At 37.8% G+C, this 16,852-nt stretch carries 17 protein-coding genes and 1 other RNA gene; 14 read left to right on the top strand and 4 right to left on the bottom strand.

What is annotated here, in order from left to right; genetic code table 11:
* The first annotated feature begins 2 nt into the window (after positions 1–2).
* The 5 genes from TES1_RS08835 to TES1_RS08815 are packed head-to-tail and all read left to right on the top strand — an operon-like array spanning position 3 to position 4,135.
* Complete coding sequence (locus TES1_RS08835) at positions 3–962, top strand: ABC transporter ATP-binding protein (RefSeq protein WP_042682020.1); 960 nt, start codon at positions 3–5, stop codon at positions 960–962.
* 10 nt (positions 963–972) lie between these two features.
* Positions 973–1,980, top strand: a complete 1,008-nt coding sequence (locus TES1_RS08830) for an ABC transporter ATP-binding protein (RefSeq protein WP_042682018.1) — start codon at positions 973–975, stop codon at positions 1,978–1,980.
* 38 nt (positions 1,981–2,018) lie between these two features.
* Positions 2,019–2,507: a hypothetical protein gene (locus TES1_RS08825; protein WP_042682017.1), complete on the top strand. Its 489-nt coding sequence runs from the start codon at positions 2,019–2,021 to the stop codon at positions 2,505–2,507.
* A gap of 5 nt (positions 2,508–2,512) precedes the next feature.
* Entirely contained in the window at positions 2,513–3,277 is a 765-nt protein-coding gene (locus TES1_RS08820; RefSeq protein WP_042682015.1) for an NAD+ synthase, read from the top strand.
* Between the two features lie 9 nt (positions 3,278–3,286).
* The gene (locus TES1_RS08815) at positions 3,287–4,135 is read left to right on the top strand and encodes an EamA family transporter (RefSeq protein ID WP_042682013.1); all 849 of its coding nucleotides are present in this window, start codon (positions 3,287–3,289) and stop codon (positions 4,133–4,135) included.
* Here the strand turns inward: TES1_RS08815 and glnA are convergent.
* On the bottom strand, positions 4,132–5,454 hold the full coding sequence (gene glnA / locus TES1_RS08810; RefSeq protein WP_051408214.1) for a type I glutamate--ammonia ligase: 1,323 nt from the start codon (positions 5,452–5,454) through the stop codon (positions 4,132–4,134). The two genes, TES1_RS08815 and glnA, sit on opposite strands and share 4 nt — an antisense overlap.
* Positions 5,455–5,753: 299 nt before the next feature.
* On the opposite strand from glnA, the gene TES1_RS08805 reads away from it, so the two are divergent.
* The 5 genes from TES1_RS08805 (at position 5,754) to rnpB (ending at position 9,466) form a co-directional block, all read left to right on the top strand.
* Positions 5,754–6,710, top strand: coding sequence for an NAD-dependent epimerase/dehydratase family protein (locus tag TES1_RS08805; protein ID WP_042682011.1), 957 nt, complete (start codon positions 5,754–5,756; stop codon positions 6,708–6,710).
* A 36-nt stretch (positions 6,711–6,746) separates the two neighbouring features.
* Positions 6,747–7,154 carry a DUF61 family protein gene (locus TES1_RS08800; RefSeq protein ID WP_042682009.1) on the top strand — a complete coding sequence of 136 codons (408 nt, stop codon included), beginning with the start codon at positions 6,747–6,749 and terminating at the stop codon, positions 7,152–7,154.
* A 6-nt stretch (positions 7,155–7,160) separates the two neighbouring features.
* A complete protein-coding gene (locus TES1_RS08795; RefSeq protein ID WP_042682008.1) occupies positions 7,161–7,427 on the top strand; it encodes a hypothetical protein in 267 nt (88 codons plus the stop codon).
* Between the two features lie 42 nt (positions 7,428–7,469).
* Positions 7,470–9,083 carry a COG1361 family protein gene (locus tag TES1_RS08790; protein WP_051408213.1) on the top strand — a complete coding sequence of 538 codons (1,614 nt, stop codon included), beginning with the start codon at positions 7,470–7,472 and terminating at the stop codon, positions 9,081–9,083.
* 58 nt (positions 9,084–9,141) lie between these two features.
* Positions 9,142–9,466: RNase P RNA component (gene rnpB, locus TES1_RS10770), an RNA gene on the top strand.
* On the opposite strand, the gene TES1_RS08785 is transcribed toward rnpB, so the two are convergent.
* Genes TES1_RS08785 through priL form a run of 3 tightly spaced genes read right to left on the bottom strand, consistent with a single transcriptional unit; the run spans position 9,467 to position 12,556 of the window.
* Positions 9,467–10,327 carry a DMT family transporter gene (locus tag TES1_RS08785; protein ID WP_042682004.1) on the bottom strand — a complete coding sequence of 287 codons (861 nt, stop codon included), beginning with the start codon at positions 10,325–10,327 and terminating at the stop codon, positions 9,467–9,469.
* 2 nt (positions 10,328–10,329) lie between these two features.
* The gene (gene priS, locus TES1_RS08780) at positions 10,330–11,367 is read right to left on the bottom strand and encodes a DNA primase catalytic subunit PriS (RefSeq protein WP_042682003.1); all 1,038 of its coding nucleotides are present in this window, start codon (positions 11,365–11,367) and stop codon (positions 10,330–10,332) included.
* Positions 11,360–12,556, bottom strand: a complete 1,197-nt coding sequence (priL, locus tag TES1_RS08775; protein WP_042682001.1) for a DNA primase large subunit PriL — start codon at positions 12,554–12,556, stop codon at positions 11,360–11,362. Before priL ends, priS begins: the two co-directional genes overlap by 8 nt.
* 284 nt (positions 12,557–12,840) lie before the next feature.
* On the opposite strand from priL, the gene TES1_RS08770 reads away from it, so the two are divergent.
* The 4 genes from TES1_RS08770 (at position 12,841) to TES1_RS08755 (ending at position 16,852) form a co-directional block, all read left to right on the top strand.
* Entirely contained in the window at positions 12,841–13,590 is a 750-nt protein-coding gene (locus TES1_RS08770; protein ID WP_042681999.1) for an ATPase domain-containing protein, read from the top strand.
* A gap of 27 nt (positions 13,591–13,617) precedes the next feature.
* Complete coding sequence (locus TES1_RS08765; RefSeq protein WP_084340041.1) at positions 13,618–14,385, top strand: RAD55 family ATPase; 768 nt, start codon at positions 13,618–13,620, stop codon at positions 14,383–14,385.
* A gap of 137 nt (positions 14,386–14,522) precedes the next feature.
* Positions 14,523–15,728: a hypothetical protein gene (locus TES1_RS08760; RefSeq protein WP_042681997.1), complete on the top strand. Its 1,206-nt coding sequence runs from the start codon at positions 14,523–14,525 to the stop codon at positions 15,726–15,728.
* On the top strand, positions 15,698–16,852 hold the full coding sequence (locus tag TES1_RS08755) for a tripartite tricarboxylate transporter permease (protein ID WP_042681996.1): 1,155 nt from the start codon (positions 15,698–15,700) through the stop codon (positions 16,850–16,852). Before TES1_RS08760 ends, TES1_RS08755 begins: the two co-directional genes overlap by 31 nt.

The following is a 16,852-nucleotide window of genomic DNA, read 5'->3' as shown; positions in this document are numbered from 1 at the left end:
AAATGGCTAGAACTGTCCTTGAAGTTAAAGATCTTAAGATGTATTACTTCACATCCAGAGGTGTCGTCAGAGCTGTAGACAACGTCAGCTTTGAACTTAAAAAGGGAGAAGTCTTGGGACTTGCCGGAGAGAGTGGATGTGGCAAGTCCTCCCTTGGTTTTACTTTAATGGGAATGCCAACTCCCCCAGGAAAGATAGTTGGCGGTAGTGTTAAAATTGATGGCAGAGAGATCGTTGGACTTCCAGAAGATGTTTTGAGAAAGGAAATCAGATGGCAAAAAATTTCAATGATATTCCAAGGTGCAATGAACGCTTTGAACCCAGTTTACACAATTGGTTACCAGATGATTGAGCCTCTTATTTATCACAGAGGTATGGAAAAAGAAGAAGCTTTAGACAGAGCAATGAAATACCTTGAGCTAGTTGGTCTTTCTCCGGAGATTGTCTACAGGTATCCACATGAATTGAGTGGTGGAATGAAACAGAGAGTTGTCATTGCAACAGCATTAATACTTGAGCCAGATGTTGTTATTGCTGATGAGCCAACAACAGCTCTTGATGTCGTTGTTCAAGCGCAGATCATTAACTTGATGAAGAAGCTCAAGAAAGAGCTTGGGCTCTCAATGATATTCATTACACACGACTTGAGCATTCTTGCAGAGATTAGTGACAGAGTAGCAGTTATGTATGCTGGAAAGATAATCGAGATTGGTGACAGTCAGAAGATTTACTATGAGCCAGCTCACCCATACACACAAAAGCTCCTTGCGGCAATCCCAAGATTACATGAAGATGTTGAAAAGCTTGAATTCATCCCGGGACAACCACCGAACCTCATTAAACCACCAAGCGGTTGTAGATTCCATCCAAGATGTCCATATGCAATGCAGGTATGTAGAGAGCAGGAGCCAGAGCTGAAGGAGATTGATAAAGACCACTACGCAGCATGCTGGCTGTTGTGAGGGATGAAAGATGGCTGAGCCAATTTTAAAAGTTGAAAATCTTAAGAAGTATTTCCCAGTTAAGAGAGGTTTATTAGGAGCTTTGAGGGGAGAACCTCCAAAGTTCGTTAGAGCTGTGGACGGAGTTAGCTTTGAAGTGCACAAGCAAGAGGTCTTTGCTCTAGTTGGTGAGAGCGGCTGTGGTAAGACAACAACAGGAAAGCTCGTCATGAAGCTCCTTGAGCCTACGGATGGTAGAATATATCTGGAAGGGAAAGATGTTACTGACCTTAAAACCCAAGAAGAAATCAAGGCATACAGAAGAAAAGTTCAGATGATATTCCAAGATCCTTTCTCATCAATGAACCCGAGATTCAGAATATACGACGTTCTTGAGGAACCTCTCTTAATTCACGGAATAGGTGAGACAAGAGCAGAAAGAGAAGAGTTGATTCACAAGGCATTAGAGATGGTTAAGATTGTCCCACCAGAAGATTATGTTGGAAGACACCCACACATGCTTTCAGGTGGTCAGAGACAGAGAGTTGCTATTGCAAGAGCACTCATCTTAAATCCAACATTTATCGTTGCAGATGAGCCTGTTTCGATGCTTGACGTTTCAATTAGAGCAGAAATACTTGAGTTGATGAAAGAACTCAAGGAGAAGATGGGTGTTACATACCTCTACATTACCCACGACCTTTCAACAGCAAGATACTTCGCCGACTGGATAGCAGTTATGTACTTGGGAAGAATAGTTGAAATGGGTCCAGCTAAAGTAGTTATTGATAATCCAATACATCCATATACTAGGGCTCTCTTGGCTGCAGTCCCAGAGCCAATTCCAGAGAGAAGAAACATCATTAAAGAATTACCAATCAAGGGTGAAGTTCCAAGCGCTGTCAATATTCCACCAGGATGCAGATTCCACCCAAGATGTATCTACATGGAGAAAGGACTCTGTGATGTCAAACATCCACAATTGGTTGAGTATGAACACAACCACTGGGTCGAGTGCTGGTTAGCTGGTAAAATCTGATTTTCCTTCTTTTATTTCTATCCTTTGGATGTGATACCATGACAACATTTAGAAAAGCTCTTAATTATCCACTAATAAAAGGTGGGTTGATGTTTTTGGCACTCGCTCTTCTGCTATCTTTCGTATCAATGTATAGTGTTGAGAAATCATATTCTTCTGAGGGAACTCTAGGCATAGGACATCATATTATTGGGGATGAAAACTTTGAAAACAAGTATTTCATTACAAACAGAACTTTAATCCTTTCATCTCAAAATGCAAGTGTTATTGTTATTCAAAAGGGAAAAATTAATTCTTACATTCTCAGGAATCAGTCTGTTAATTTAAATCCAACTTCTCAGCCTGAGATAAGTGTTAAGAGTGGCAATGTGAGCTATTCGTATAGGGTTTATGGTGTTGATTATCCATACTCTCTCTTATCACTTTTGGCTTTCGTTTTCATGATTGTAGGAGGCGCCTTAAGCATGTATGGGTATATTAGATTCATGGAGGGTGCTGTGAAAGAAGCAAGGAAAAGGAGAAGGTGATTTTTATGAGGACTCTAGATTATGGGAAAGTTATCGAGAAAATTGTCTCTTTTATTCGGGAGAGGGTTGATGAGGCGAATGTGAATGGTGTTGTGATTGGAATTAGTGGTGGTGTTGATAGTGCAACAACAGCTTTTTTGGCAGTGAAGGCTTTGGGGAGGGAGAAAGTTCTTGGCTTGATAATGCCATACTACGAGAATCAAGATGTAGAAGATGCGAAATTAGTTTGTGAGACTCTTGGAATTAACTACAAAATCATCAACATCAAGCCAATTGTTGATGCTTTTGAGGAAAGCCTTGATTTTGAACCAGACAAAATTACCAAAGGCAATATAATGGTTAGGGCAAGAATGATTCTTCTATACGCTCATGCAAACCAGTATAACTTCCTCGTCTTGGGGACAAGCAATAAGAGTGAGCTTTTAACGGGTTATTATACTAAGTGGGGTGATGGTGCGAGTGATTATGCCCCATTGATAAACCTTTACAAGACGGAAGTTTGGGAGATTGCCAAGAGGTTGGGCGTTCCAGAAAGGATTATTAAGAAGAAGCCCACTGCTGGGCTTTGGATTGGACAAACTGATGAAAACGAGCTTGGCATAAGTTACAAACTCTTGGACGAGATTCTTTACAGATTAGTTGACTTGAAAATGCCCAAGGAGAAAATTGCCGAAGAAGTGGGTATTCCGCTTGAAAAGGTTGAATACGTTGAAAACCTAGTACAGAAGAGCAAACACAAAAGAAAACTACCAACAGGACCGGAGATTTGAGGTGAGAGTTTGAAAAAGGGGCATCTTTTAGTTTTTTTAGCTGCTAGCATGTGGGGCACCCTTGGAATATTTGCCAAATTGCTGTATCAGTTTAATCTAGATACTTTTACAGTGGTATTTTATCGTGTGCTGATTGCGTTTTTTCTCCTCTTGGTTTACAATTTCTCAAAAGGTCTAAAAATTAAAAAAGAGCGCCTGCCGTTTTATGCATTTTATGGATTTTTTAGCATTTTCTTGTTTTATGTGCTGTATTTTTATACTGTGAAAATATCCTCAGTGTCTTTGGCAGTTTTGCTTCTATATACTGCCCCGATACACTCTACAATACTGGGATACTTCATTTTCAAGGAAAGGATAACTTTAATAAAATCAACAGCGTTGATAATGGCGGTCGTTGGAGTGCTGTTTGTTGTAAATCCCAATAATGAAGAGGTAAGTGCTCTTGCAGTAGCATTAGGACTTTTGTCTGGATTTACTTATGCCTTATATGGCATTTTAGGTAAAATAGCAGTTAGGAATGAAAGGCCAGAAGAAGCCTTGCTGTACACTATTGGGTTTGGAGCTTTGTTTCTACTACCATTTTCAGATTTTGGAGTTCCATTAAATGCTGTTTCTTATCTCTTTGCACTCGCTTTTTTCCCGACGTTCCTAGCGTATATTTTATACAATACAGCTCTTAAAGAAGTTGAAGTAAGCAAAGCCTCAATCATAGCAACAATAGAACCAGTTGTGGCTCTGGTTTTGGCATATCTAATTTTCAACGAGACCCTAACCTTAAAACAGCTGTTTGGGGCAGCTTTAATAATTGGAGGCTCGATGCTTGTTCACCTAGATGAAATAATTGAGAAAAGAGGCTAAATATAGAAGTATCTCTCAAGTTCCCACTCTGTGACTTTTTTAGTTTCCAGTGGAATGTCTTTCTTTTCGAGATATTCAGTGTACTCTTCCCACTCTCTTTCCTTGTACTCTTTGAAGTTCCTGTAAGCTTTTCCAAGGGCATCTTTAACGACCTTATCCTTCTCAAGCTCATCTAAAGCCTCTCTCAAGCTTGAGGGTAGAGTTTCGATATCGAGTTTATTCCTCTTCTCTTCGTCCATCTCATAGACGTTTTCTTCAACATATGCGAACGGCTCAACTTTGTGCTTTATCCCATCCAGTCCAGCTTTAATTATTGCCGCAAATGCTAGGTATGGATTTGCACTTGGGTCGGGACAGCGGTATTCAATTCTTGCGCCTTTTCCTTTATATGATGGAACTCTAATCAATGCACTCCTATTCCTGTATCCCCAGCTCACATAAACTGGTGCCTCATATCCTGGAACTAAACGTTTATAGCTGTTTACTGTTGGGTTTGTTAACGCTGCTAAGGCCTTTGAGTGCTTTAATATGCCACCAATGAAATATAGCGCTGTTTCACTTAGTCCATCCTCTCCAACAAATAAATTCTCTTCATCTTTCCATAGGCTTATATGAAGGTGCATTCCATTACCTGGCATTCCATAAATCGGCTTTGGCATAAATGTTGCATATAGCCCATAACTCTCGGCAACGGCCTTAACAATATACTTAAAGCTTACAATGTTATCTGCAGTTCCTAGCGCATCTGAAAACTTAAAGTCTATTTCGTGCTGTCCAGCGCCAACTTCATGGTGTAAAACTTCTGGGGTTAAGCCAAAATATGGCATGTAAAGTGCGATTTCTCTTTTGACGTCTTTGGCTTTGTCTAAGTTTACTAGGTCGAAATATCCACCCACATCTGGTAATTGAAGTTCCCATGTTCCGTTTTTCTTAAAAAGATAAAACTCCGGTTCAGATCCAATGTAGATTCTTAACCCTTTCTTTGCAAGTTCTTGGGTTATGCTCTTTAGGATTCCTCTTGGGTCCGCATGGTATGGTTTATCATCTTTGTATATGAACCCATAAACTCTTGCTATTCCATCCCATGGAACTTCTGCATATGTCGAAGGGTCTGCTTTAAAGATTAAGTCGCTGTCTTCTATTTCCTGAAATCCGGGGATAGATGAACCATCAAAGGAGATGCCATCACTTATTGCTTCCTCATATCTTTCTATTGGAACTTCCATACCTTTTGGAACACCGTTTATGTCAACGAAAATGAGCTGGAGGAACTTTATTTTCTTTCTCTCTGTTGTTGGCATACTTTTTATCTCGTTCATTTTAACCACCATTTGTTGTTCTAATGTTCAACATAAACGCTTTTATTCTGAACAATATTTACAATATAAAGTTTTTGCTTGAACAGTTGGCATTTTGACAAACTTCTAAAATGGCTTTATCGTCATGACAAAACACAAAAATATGTTTAAAGTTATTATGGTATTATTTCAAAATTAACAAATGTAACTCACTAGGATTCAGATTTTCAATGGTGCATATACAAACTTTTTGAATTGTAATTACCTGACTACAAAAAGAATATATACTTGATGTTTGGACAATTTGAAGGGTGACAAGAATGAGAGTTTTAGTCACAGGGGGAGCGGGCTTCATAGGTTCTCACTTAGTTGACAGATTAATGGAGCAAGGTTATGATGTCAGAGTTGTTGACGATTTAAGTGCTGGAGACTTAAAGAATATTGAGAGATGGCTTAATAGTGAAAATTTTGAGTTCATTAAGGGTGATTTAAGAGACCTAGAAGTCGCTGAAGAGGCAGTTAAAGGGGCTGAAGTTGTCTTTCACCTAGCAGCAAATCCAGAAGTTAGAATCGGAGCACAGAGTCCAGAACTTTTATACGAAACAAATGTTCTAATAACGTATAATCTCCTTGAAGCAATGAAAAAGGAAAAAGTCAAGTATTTAGTTTTTACATCATCATCAACAGTTTATGGAGATGCTAAAATTATTCCAACTCCGGAAGATTATGCTCCTCTTGAACCTATAAGTGTTTATGGGGGAGCAAAGCTTGCAGCTGAAGCTTTGATAAGTGGCTATGCTCACACTTTTGATATAAGGAGTCTAGTGTTTAGATTGGCGAACATAATAGGAGAGCGCTCAAATCATGGAGTTATTTATGACTTCATAAATAAACTGAAGGCAGACCCAAATCGTTTAGAAATTCTTGGAGATGGAACTCAAAGAAAGAGTTATCTTCACGTGAGCGATACAGTCGAAGGAATGCTGTACCTTTTTGAAAAGTTTATAGAGGAAGAAAAGGTTTATGATGTTTATAATCTTGGCAGTGATGATTGGATTACCGTTAGAGAAATTGCAGAAATAGTTAGCAAAGAGATGGGGCTTAATCCAGAATTCTATTTTACAGGTGGAGTTGATGGAGGAAGAGGATGGAAAGGGGATGTGAAATTCATGCGCTTGAGCATTGAAAAAGCCAAAAGCAAAGGATGGAAGCCAAAAATGAACAGTTATGAAGCTGTAAGAAGGACTGTTCAAGAGCTCTTAAGAACATTGAAGTGAAAAGCTTTTTATCTTTCCTGTATCTTAATTTAATTCATGTCTCAGCCGGATGAAATAATAAACAAAGAAATTTCACGCATTAACCTCCACTTACCTAGAGCGAGAAAGAGCTTAGTGAAGCTTTTAAACGAGGATACTCCAAAAGTACAGCTTAGAGATGGGAGTTTCCACTATTTCAAGAGGGAAGAGCTTGAATACTTGAAGTCTCTCCTAGAGGAATGGGAGCTTGAAAAGCTCAATCTTCCAATTGTGCTGGAGATAACGACTGCATGGCATGGGTACTTCAGAGTTAGGGGGGAAATTGAGATAAAAGTCATTGAAAAAATACTTGGAATATACAATATACTGGAGGAAAAAAAAGAAATTACTCTCCCTCGATACTTGCTGTCAAAAATAAGAAAAACTTTGCCCACAACGACAACTTATGCATTCATTATGGAGTGAGAACCAATGGACGAAAACAGAGTTTTGCTTAATTACTATCTGTTCACAGTGCCACACATAACTGTATTGGCTGGAGCAGTTCTCGGATTACTTCTGCTCTTAAAGATCGACATAAAGAAAGCTCTTGGTATTTTCGCTGTCTTTTATGGTAGCATGCTTACAATACTCGCTCTCATGGTTAGAACTCATTTTTCAAAGCTTATCCTTTACAAGCTAAGTCTAATAGTCTTTTTTGGCTTTACACTATTGGGAGTAGTTCTTCTCTTAACATGAAGTTTATATTGCCTAAATGCAAAAATATTTGGGGGAATGCTGATGAAAAGAGTAGCAACTGTCATTGCTATAGTATTGCTTCTGTTACCTCTTGCATCAGCACAATTTGTATTTTTTTCATCTCAGGGAGAGATTCTAGTACTTGCTGGAGATTACACAGAAGGTACTTTTATCCTAAAAAATGACCAAGATCTTAATTTTAAGGTCGTAAGCTTTCGTAAGTATGTAATTTTAGATGAGAAGCTTAATGAAGTTGGAGGATTTAGATTAGAACTTCAAAGAACAATTTACAATAAGTGGGCATCTGGAGAAAGCAGAGAAATAAGCTACAAGCTTTTTGTGAATGAAAGTGTTAAACCGGGGAACTATCAAATTGTTTTAACTTTTTGGGGATTTTTAGAATCCGGAGATATCTATATAATAACAGCAAAAGTTCCAGTAAAAGTTCTTGACAAGCCTTTAATCTTTAAGGAAGCTATAACTTATGTGAAAGAGAGGCCTTTCAGCTCTAATTATGTGCTTAATGGAGAAACAATAGTTGTTTATTCCCATGTTGAAAATCTAAAAAACAAGGTAATTCCTTTGAAAGCTTCTGCATATCTTGAGAGAAACGGAAAGAAGTATTTACTTATGAAAAAAGTTGTTAATCTGACAAAAGGGGATAATGTAGTTCGATTTGAACTATCGGTTCCTTATAATCTACCATCCGGGAACTACAAACTTGTATACCTTCTGGAGTATCCCGGGGGAACTTACAGTTTTTCAAAGGAATATTACGTTCAATTTGGTGTTGAGTTATCCACATTGGCTTTAAAAAACACCCAAGTTATGGAGGATTCTCAAAATGAAGTTTATGTTACGTTAACCTCTGAACGAGACATCAAAGTCAATGTTACACTTGTGACGTATGATAAAAATAATGAGTTGCTTCATAAATACACCAAGACAGTTCAACTTCAAAAGGGCACAAACATAGTTCGCTTTACACTCCCATCAGCGTCTCCCGGTGAAGTTAAAGTTCTTGTGAAAGTAACTTATGATGGTGTATTGGTCGGAGAAAAATCAACAACATATTACGTTATAGCGTATCCAAGAATAGATAGCGTAATTTATCATATGTTAAATGACGGGAGAGTCGAGTTTGTGGTCGTGATCATGAATGAGAATCAGGAGAAAATTGAAGGTACTATAAGTTACAAAATAGCTATAGCAAATGGGACTCTTTACAAGGGTTTAAGAGAAATAGTATTATCTCCTGGAAGAAATGAAATTCAGCTTGAATTCCAGCTTCCAGAAGGGGAAGTGAAGTATCAGTTTGTACTTTCTGCATTTAATAGGCAAAATGTGAGAGAAGGAACAATTTATATTAAGAAACCAACCCCAACACAAAGCTCATTAACTTCCACTTCTGCCAAAATTACAACAAAAGAAACAATTTCTTCTCAAACAGAAAGCGTAAAAAAGGATGAAATGAAAAAAATAGAGAAATGGGCATTATATTTTGTTACAGCATTAACTGTAATCATCTTAATAGTGGCAATTATGAGAATAAGAAAACCCAGGAAAAGAAAGAGAAGAGAAAGACCAAAGCCTAAGAGGAAATCGCCTCTGGGTAAATACAAGAAGTCAAAAATGTTAGGATTTATAAGGAGATGAAAGCTTCAAAAAAGAATAACCAAATCTTTATAATCTCTTTATTCTAAATCTTTTCTAGGCGAGAGGGCTGGGGGCTGCCGGGCTTTATGCCCGAGGAAGTTCCGCCCACCGCACCGGGGCCGCGGTGCCGTAAGGCACCTCCCGAGAGGGAGGGCAACGGCGCAGAAACGACACGTCCTCCGAGGGATGGGAATGAAAGCGGTGAAGGGGGCTGGTGACAGCTCCCGAGCTAACCCGCAGACGACCTCGGGGGGATCGGTGAAACGGCCGTCCCGCGGGGTGCAAGGCCGAAAGAGGGACGATGAGTTCCCGGTGTGAGTCCCGTGGTTGGCCGCTTAGTCGAATGCTCCCTTAATACAGAAGGCGGGCTATAGCCCTCTCGCCTATCTTCTCTTTAATATATCCAAAAGGGATGCTGATAATATTAAGAATCCACCAATAATTGTTCTTAAAGTGGGGGATTCTCCGAATATTAAAAACGCGTAAACCACTGCACTTAGAGGATCAAGATAGCTGAGTAAAGCGGCTTCATTAACTTTAATGCTTTTTAATCCGTCCATATACAAGAAGAGGGCAAAAACAGTGTGCACAGCTACTAAAATTCCAACGGCAAACCAATTAATTCTTCCGACAGATATTTTACCGAAAAGAACAAAAGGAAACAAGATTATAGATGCTATACTCAGCTGGGTAAATGTCAGCACATCGCTTTTTACGTCCTTTAAAAATCTGCCCAAATTAGGAATTAATGCATAGAAAAATGCTGCTATGAGAGCAAATACAATCCCAGCAAAGTTTCTATTTGTTAAATCTATTTTTTGTTCACTCATTATTATAATCAAGCCTAGAAAGGCTATTAGAAGTAGCGAAATTTGAGATTTTGAAATTCTTTCTTTAAGGAACTTAGCTGAAATTAGCACTGCAAAAACAGGAGCCAAATAATAAACAAGGACGGCCCTTGCTATTGAGGTGTACAAAAAGGCTGTAAATAAAAACACCCAGTTTAGGGCAAGTGCAGTTCCAAGCAAGAATGCCCATTTGAAATTCTGTCTAGTGATGTCACTAACCTTTTGGAACCAAGATGTGTCCCTTATACTAAACAACAGCGCTAAAATTAAAGCCCCTAATGCGACCCTAAAAAATGCGATCCCTAATCCATTTAGATTTGTAAACCTTGCAAAAATCCCAACACTTCCCCAGATTAGCATTGAGAAGATTATTTTAACTCTCCCTGAAATTTCCATTTTTACTCACTCTTCAGCTCATTGTTCTCGAGCCATTCTTCATACGCTTGTTTGACCTCTTCTTTTCTGAACTTTGGCACAGCATCTCTAAAGGGATTAAACTTTTCAAGCTCTTTTTCGTTGCCCCCGATATATGTTGTGATAAACCCAACTTTGGAATGAAGGCTTGAGGGAACTCTGAGGATTCTTTTAACGTCAACAGTAACTCTACCATCAAAGTATGCTTTTGAGAATGTGGTTGACAACGCAAAAAGCCTAAGGAGTGTTTTATATCCTATACCTTGCGGAAAGGCTGTAAGTCTGGCTTCTCTAACAAATCCTTGGTAGATGTTTTCTCTGTTGTTTAGAATTAGACCAATCTGCTTTTTGTTTAATCCAATATTTTTGAGATGATTGTATCTAACACGCATTATAAAATATCCAAAGCGAAGACGGAACACCCTGAAGTAGCCAGAGGACAGCATTATCCTCTTGCTTTGAATATCCTCAAATGTAATCTCTTCTGCTGAAGATATATATGCTAAAATTTTCTCCCTTGCCTTGGAATCAAGTTCAAGAGCCCATTTATCAAGTACTCTTATATGATATCCCCTACCGGAGTACACAATGTGAATATCTTCAAATCCAAAATCCTCCTTTAAAACAATTAGTGTATCCTTTGCGAGCTCTTTAGCATCTTCTAGGCAAATTGGACAAACAGTTCCACTTTCATGGTTACATCTTCTCAAAGGTAAGTCTTTGGCATCTATATCAAAAACAAGTTCTGCCCCAAGCCATCCGCTCATTTCCTTGGGTTCTTCATAAAGTGCAACACTTGAGAACATTGCATAAGGTGCAGTTGCTCTAACGTAGTCTTCTAAATCCCTAACGTCATGGAATACATTTTTTCTATCACTTGGGCCTTCCCCTGTATGGTCAAAGCCGAACTCTCTATTTTCAAGAGTCTCCACAATAAATGATGGGAGTTTTTTAGCGCTCCACTCCTTTGTGTAGTAGAACTGTCTCTCCTTCTTTGTAACTTCCCTGAAAAGCTCACTCATTCCTATCCTCTCCTTGACTCTCTTTCTTGTTCTCTAGGTATAGCTTTCTCAGATAGTAGGTGAGAGGGTTCTTAATGTATTTACAATCCTTATCTGGTTTGCAGAGCTGGGGTGCATTTGCCCTAATTTTTGAGCAGTTTGGTGGGAAATACCAAGTGGAGGTGCCGCTGTCTTCCAATCTGGGCTTTGAGGTATAACCAAATCCGAGGTGGTACCATATATTTTTGATTTCGTTTGGCTGGTCTTCAAAAAGCGGGGGAGAGCAGCGGTTTCCTGCTTCGATTATCACTGGCAGGATTTCTTTTTCAATTATACTCAAATCCTTTATACAGTCCTTGATTCTTACATTTTTGCTTGGGGGGTTGGGGCATATTCTAGCATAGCTTAGAAATGATGTTAACAGAACAGTTATAGCATAGTTTCTCAATCCACTAGGAACTCCTCCGAGGGCCATTTTAATACATGGAGGGAACAAGTCAAATCTTAACGGCTGAGCGCTGGCTTTTTCAACTTTCTCAAACCTTTTCTTAAAGTGTTCTCTTGCAATCTCACTTAATCTGTTGTAAAGCTGGAGGTAATATTGTGGAAGTTCATCTCTGAGCTCATATAATAAATTTACGGCTCTTTCAAGATTTCTCTCGAATGATTTCTTCCAGAGTTCTATGACTTGATTTCTGGTTAAATAGACATATCCATTTTTAATATACACACTTTTTAAACTTCCTTCATTTAAACTGAGAAAATCTTTTAGCTTGATTTTATATTTGAGGGCAATTCTATCTCTCTCTTCTGGGGAAATTTCACTGTGGAGTCTTTTTTCAATTATTGTCAGATCTCTTTGGGGTATTTCATTTTCTGGTGCTAATTCAATAGAAAGTGATAGCTCTTCAAAATTTTTGGTTCTCTCAATTCTGGCAAGATAAATTCTTAAGTTAGCTTCTTTTACAAGCTCCATTTCAAACCCATATGGAGAAAATGCAAGAGCACCGAGAAGGGCGTAGAATCCCATTAAATCTTTTAGATCATCAGCATTTAGAATATATCCTGGGATAACATCACTTTTTAGCCATATAATTCGTTCCAAGGCTAAATTTATATCCAAATATGTGGGGATAATTTCTAAGAAGTTATTGATGTTTTCAAATTCTTTTAATATCTCCCTGGCTCTTTTTCCAAAGGGATCTAGCATGCCCTCACCTTAAGGAGGTTGTTGGTTTGGACATAAAACTCTTATGCTGTTTAAATGAGTTACATTATGGTGCTTTTTGTTGCCTTCCTTTTTGTGTATATTTCTTAAATTTGTAAAATCACCAATGGAGCTTGCAGAAAGTGCAGAAAATTTAAAACTTCACTCCAAAAATTTTATATTACTCAATAGTCCAAAAATAAATAGTACATGAATAACTAAGGTAGAGAAAAGATAAACTTAATAAGAGCCGAATGTTGTAGTATCAATATCATCAGGTGATTAAGATGGCTGAACCTTATATAGTAAAAAGAGTTAAAAGTGGCATTCCTGGATTTGACGAGTTAATTGAGGGGGGATTTCCCGAAAATACGACTGTTCTAGTAACAGGTGGCACGGGTACTGGTAAAACTACTTTTGCAGCACAGTTCATATACAAAGGTGCAGAGGAATACGGAGAACCAGGCGTTTTTGTTACTCTGGAAGAAAGAGCAAAAGACCTTAGAAGAGAAATGCGTTCTTTTGGATGGGATTTTAAGAAATATGAAGAGCAGGGACTAATTGCTATTGTTGATGGCGTTAGTTCGAGTGTGGGTTTACCATCAGAAGAAAGATTTGCCCTTGAGGATAAATTCAATATTGACCATTTCCTAAGATATGTTTATAGAGTGGTTAAGAACATAAACGCAAAACGATTGGTAATTGACTCTATTCCATCAATAGCTTTTAGGCTTAAGGAAGAGAAAGAAATTAGAGAAGTCCTTCTAAAATTAAATACAATACTCCTAGAGATGGGTGTTACAACGATTCTAACAACTGAAGCTCCTGATCCAACTGCTGGAAGAATTAGCAGATATGGAATTGAGGAATACATAGCAAGAGGTGTTGTTATTCTTGACCTTCAAGAGAAAAATATTGAGCTAAAACGGTATCTTCTCATTAGGAAAATGCGTGAAACGAAACATTCAATGAGAAAATATCCCTTTGAAATAACCAACCATGGAATAGTTGTTTACCCAAGTGGAGAAATCTATTAAATCTAGTTTCTCGAGAGGTGTCTTACTTTGATCCAAAATCTCTTTGAAGCGCGTGAAGAGGAAATTGAAAGACGTGTAGAGAGAGTACCAACAGGAATAATAGATGATCTTATAATGGGGGGCATCCCTAAGGGAAGTGTAGTTTTGCTGATTGGTGACCCAAAATCGGGGAAAACAACTTTTATCAGTCAGTTTATTCACACACATTTAACTATGGGATATTCCACAATTGGTATTCTGGTAGATGTGTCAAAATACGAATTCATGAGTAATGCTCTCGACTTTGGATGGGACTTTATGCCGTATCTTAATGAAAACTTTTTTGTACTTGATGCTTATAGTGCCAGATTAAGGGGTACTCCAAGATTTTCTTTTGATGAAAATGTTGTCACTGACATTACAGACACTACTCAGCTCATTGAAGCTATAAAAGATGTAACCCTAAAGATTTTGTCTGAAAAGAATCCCCCAATGATAACTGGAGTAATATCTTCTCTAACTCCTATATTCTTTGAAACAGATAAAAAGCAAATATACAAATTTTTGGAGGATTTGAAAGAACTTGCTCACAGAAATAAGCAAGTTTGGTTGCTGGAAATGAATTCTGGAATCGAAAAGCCTCATGTTGAGATGATGGTTAAGGCAATAGTTGATGGTATAATTGAAATGAGGTTAATAGAGGAAAACATGACTCTTAGGAGATATCTAAGAGTCTATGGAATGAGGAGAACCAAACACGTTCTATCTTGGGTGCCTTATGAAATAACGGAGTCTGGAATTAAGCTCCAACTCTGATTTTTCTGCTTTATTAATAATGCTGTGTATTCACCTTTATTGGGCCTCACTGTTAATCATCTTCAAGTTACTGCCAATCTTACTGTCAACACCACTATTGGAAAAAACTTTTTAAAGTTATGTATTTACTTATTATCATGGTTAAACAAAAAACACATGTTATGGTAGTAATATTGGCTTCTCTAATTATGCTGGGTGCTGTATATGTTATTGGACATGATGAGTATACAAGCCTTAAAAATGCTCAAAAGGGAGATACAGTAGTCTTTACTGGTCTTTGTGTCTACTCTAAAGGTGATTTTAGTATACTTACGAATGGGTATGAAACTGTCATGATTTACAGAAATTTAACAGAGGGCAGAGTTTACGCTATCAAAGGAAAATTAACTGACAAAGAGAGGCGAGCTTTATATCCACTAGAGATTGAAAATGGAAGTGCTGAAGAGCTCCTTATTTCCAATTTATCTGGAGTTTATTGGATGGATTACAACTGCTACATCCTAATTCCTCAAAAAGTGAAGCTTAACAGATGCTTAAACATCCAAAAAGGAGTTGAAGTGAATGCTGAAGGTGTGTTTTACGGGAATACATTTTACGTTCTCAGCTTTGAAGTAGGGAATTTTTTGACAGAACCAAAGGATGGTTTTCCTTATAGGGTTGAGGGGATAGTTATAAACAACGGAACGCCAACAGTGATATGGAACGGAAAAGAAAAGATTAGGGTTTATCTTCCATATAAGTTTCATCTGGATCTTGGAGATAAAGTGGAAATCTTAGGAATTGTACGGCTTTATTCCACACTTACTCTTTATGTAAACAGTCCAGATGATATTAAATTAATTGGGAAAGCCAAAAGGAAACCTCTTGGAGAAGAAAATGTTGGTGATATAGCTTACGGAAGTTGTCAGGTTGTCAAATCTGGTAGAAGTTTGGGTTTAAATTGTACTGGTCTAAAATTATATTCATTCTCTGCAAGAATTGGGGATATAATAAAATTTGAAGCTCTTAGAAGGGAAAGCTCCCTTGTGTGCCTAAACTGTTTGGTTGAGCTTCCAAGAGAAAAACTTGAAAATTCAATATGCAGTCCAGAACGAGCAGGAATAATCAAAATTGAAGGAAACGTTTCTTGGGTCAAAATCTATAAAAACGGTTTTGGATTGGCGAATATTACAAATGGTGATTGCTGGATTTTGGTGAAGCTTAAAAAGTCATTAAATCTTGAGTTTAAGGAGAATCAAACAGTTACGGCTTTTGGAGTTTACACTACTTATAGAGGGAAACCCGCTCTTGAAGTGTATTCGAGGGAGGATGTATGTTTAGAGAATTCCTGCTTGGGCTCTTAGCTGGAACCTTAACTGGAATAACACCCGCTCTTCATGTCAACACTTTGGCATCACTGTTAAATGCATTAAATAGTAAATCTGATTTTGGATTCATAATTCTGATTTATATCATGGGCTTAACTCACACATTTTTGGATTCTATACCTTCGACATTTCTTGGTATTCCTGATGAAGATACAGCGCTAAATATCTTGCCAGCCCACAGATTAGTTCTTGAGGGGAGAGCTTTTGAAGTAATTAATATTTCTCTAAAGGCAAGTCTTTTAGCAGTAATTTTTGCTCTTCCTCTTTTACCCATCTATTTCTTCTTAACACCCAAGTACGTTCCTGAATTTGGCAGAGTCTTTGTATTCTTTTTGGTTTGCTTTTTGATTCTAACAGAAAAAGGTATGAAGAAAATTTTCGCTTTAGCTGTTATCTTGCTCTCTGGAATTTTGGGAATTTTAATTGATTACTTGCCTCTTCATGAGCCTTGTTTCCACATCTTTGTCGGTTTGTTTGGAATTCCCACAATAATGTATTCTCTTCGCAGTAGTGTGGGTAATATTGAGATTGGGGATAGTATGATTAAAATGTCTCATGTCTCTTTACTGAAATTTTCTTTTCTTGGCACTGTTTTAGGAATGTTTGCATCACTCCTTCCAGCGTTTACTTCTTCTCAAGCTGCATTAATCGGAAGCTTCTTTTCGAAGGATGAGAGGTCATTTTTAACTGTTGCATTTTCAGTGAATACCTCAAATTTTTTCTTTTCACTTTTTAATTTCTACTTAACAGGGAGGACAAGGAATGGGATAATGGTCTTAATTAAAGGGAGGTATTATCTATTGAGTTCACGTGAAGTTTTAATTTTAACACTACTTACTATTGCCGCAGCTTTGATTATAAACCTCTACGGGCTGAAAACAGCTAAAATAATTGGCAATGTTTTCTTTAAGGTAAATTATAGGCTCTTAAATCTTTTAGTCATAACTTTTGTCGTTGTTCTGTCTTTTTATTTTGATGGAATTCTTGGTATCTTGGTTCTAACAACAGCATCATTGATAGGCTCCCTTGCACTCTTGTTTAATGTAAAAAGAACAAACTGTATGGGAGTTTTAATGGTAAAAATAATAGTGGGAAGATAA

This window comes from Thermococcus paralvinellae (assembly GCF_000517445.1).
Classification (GTDB): Archaea; Methanobacteriota_B; Thermococci; order Thermococcales; family Thermococcaceae; genus Thermococcus_B; species Thermococcus_B paralvinellae.
The sequence above is the reverse complement of the archived record's forward strand: the minus strand, read 5'-3'. Positions and strand labels throughout refer to the sequence as shown.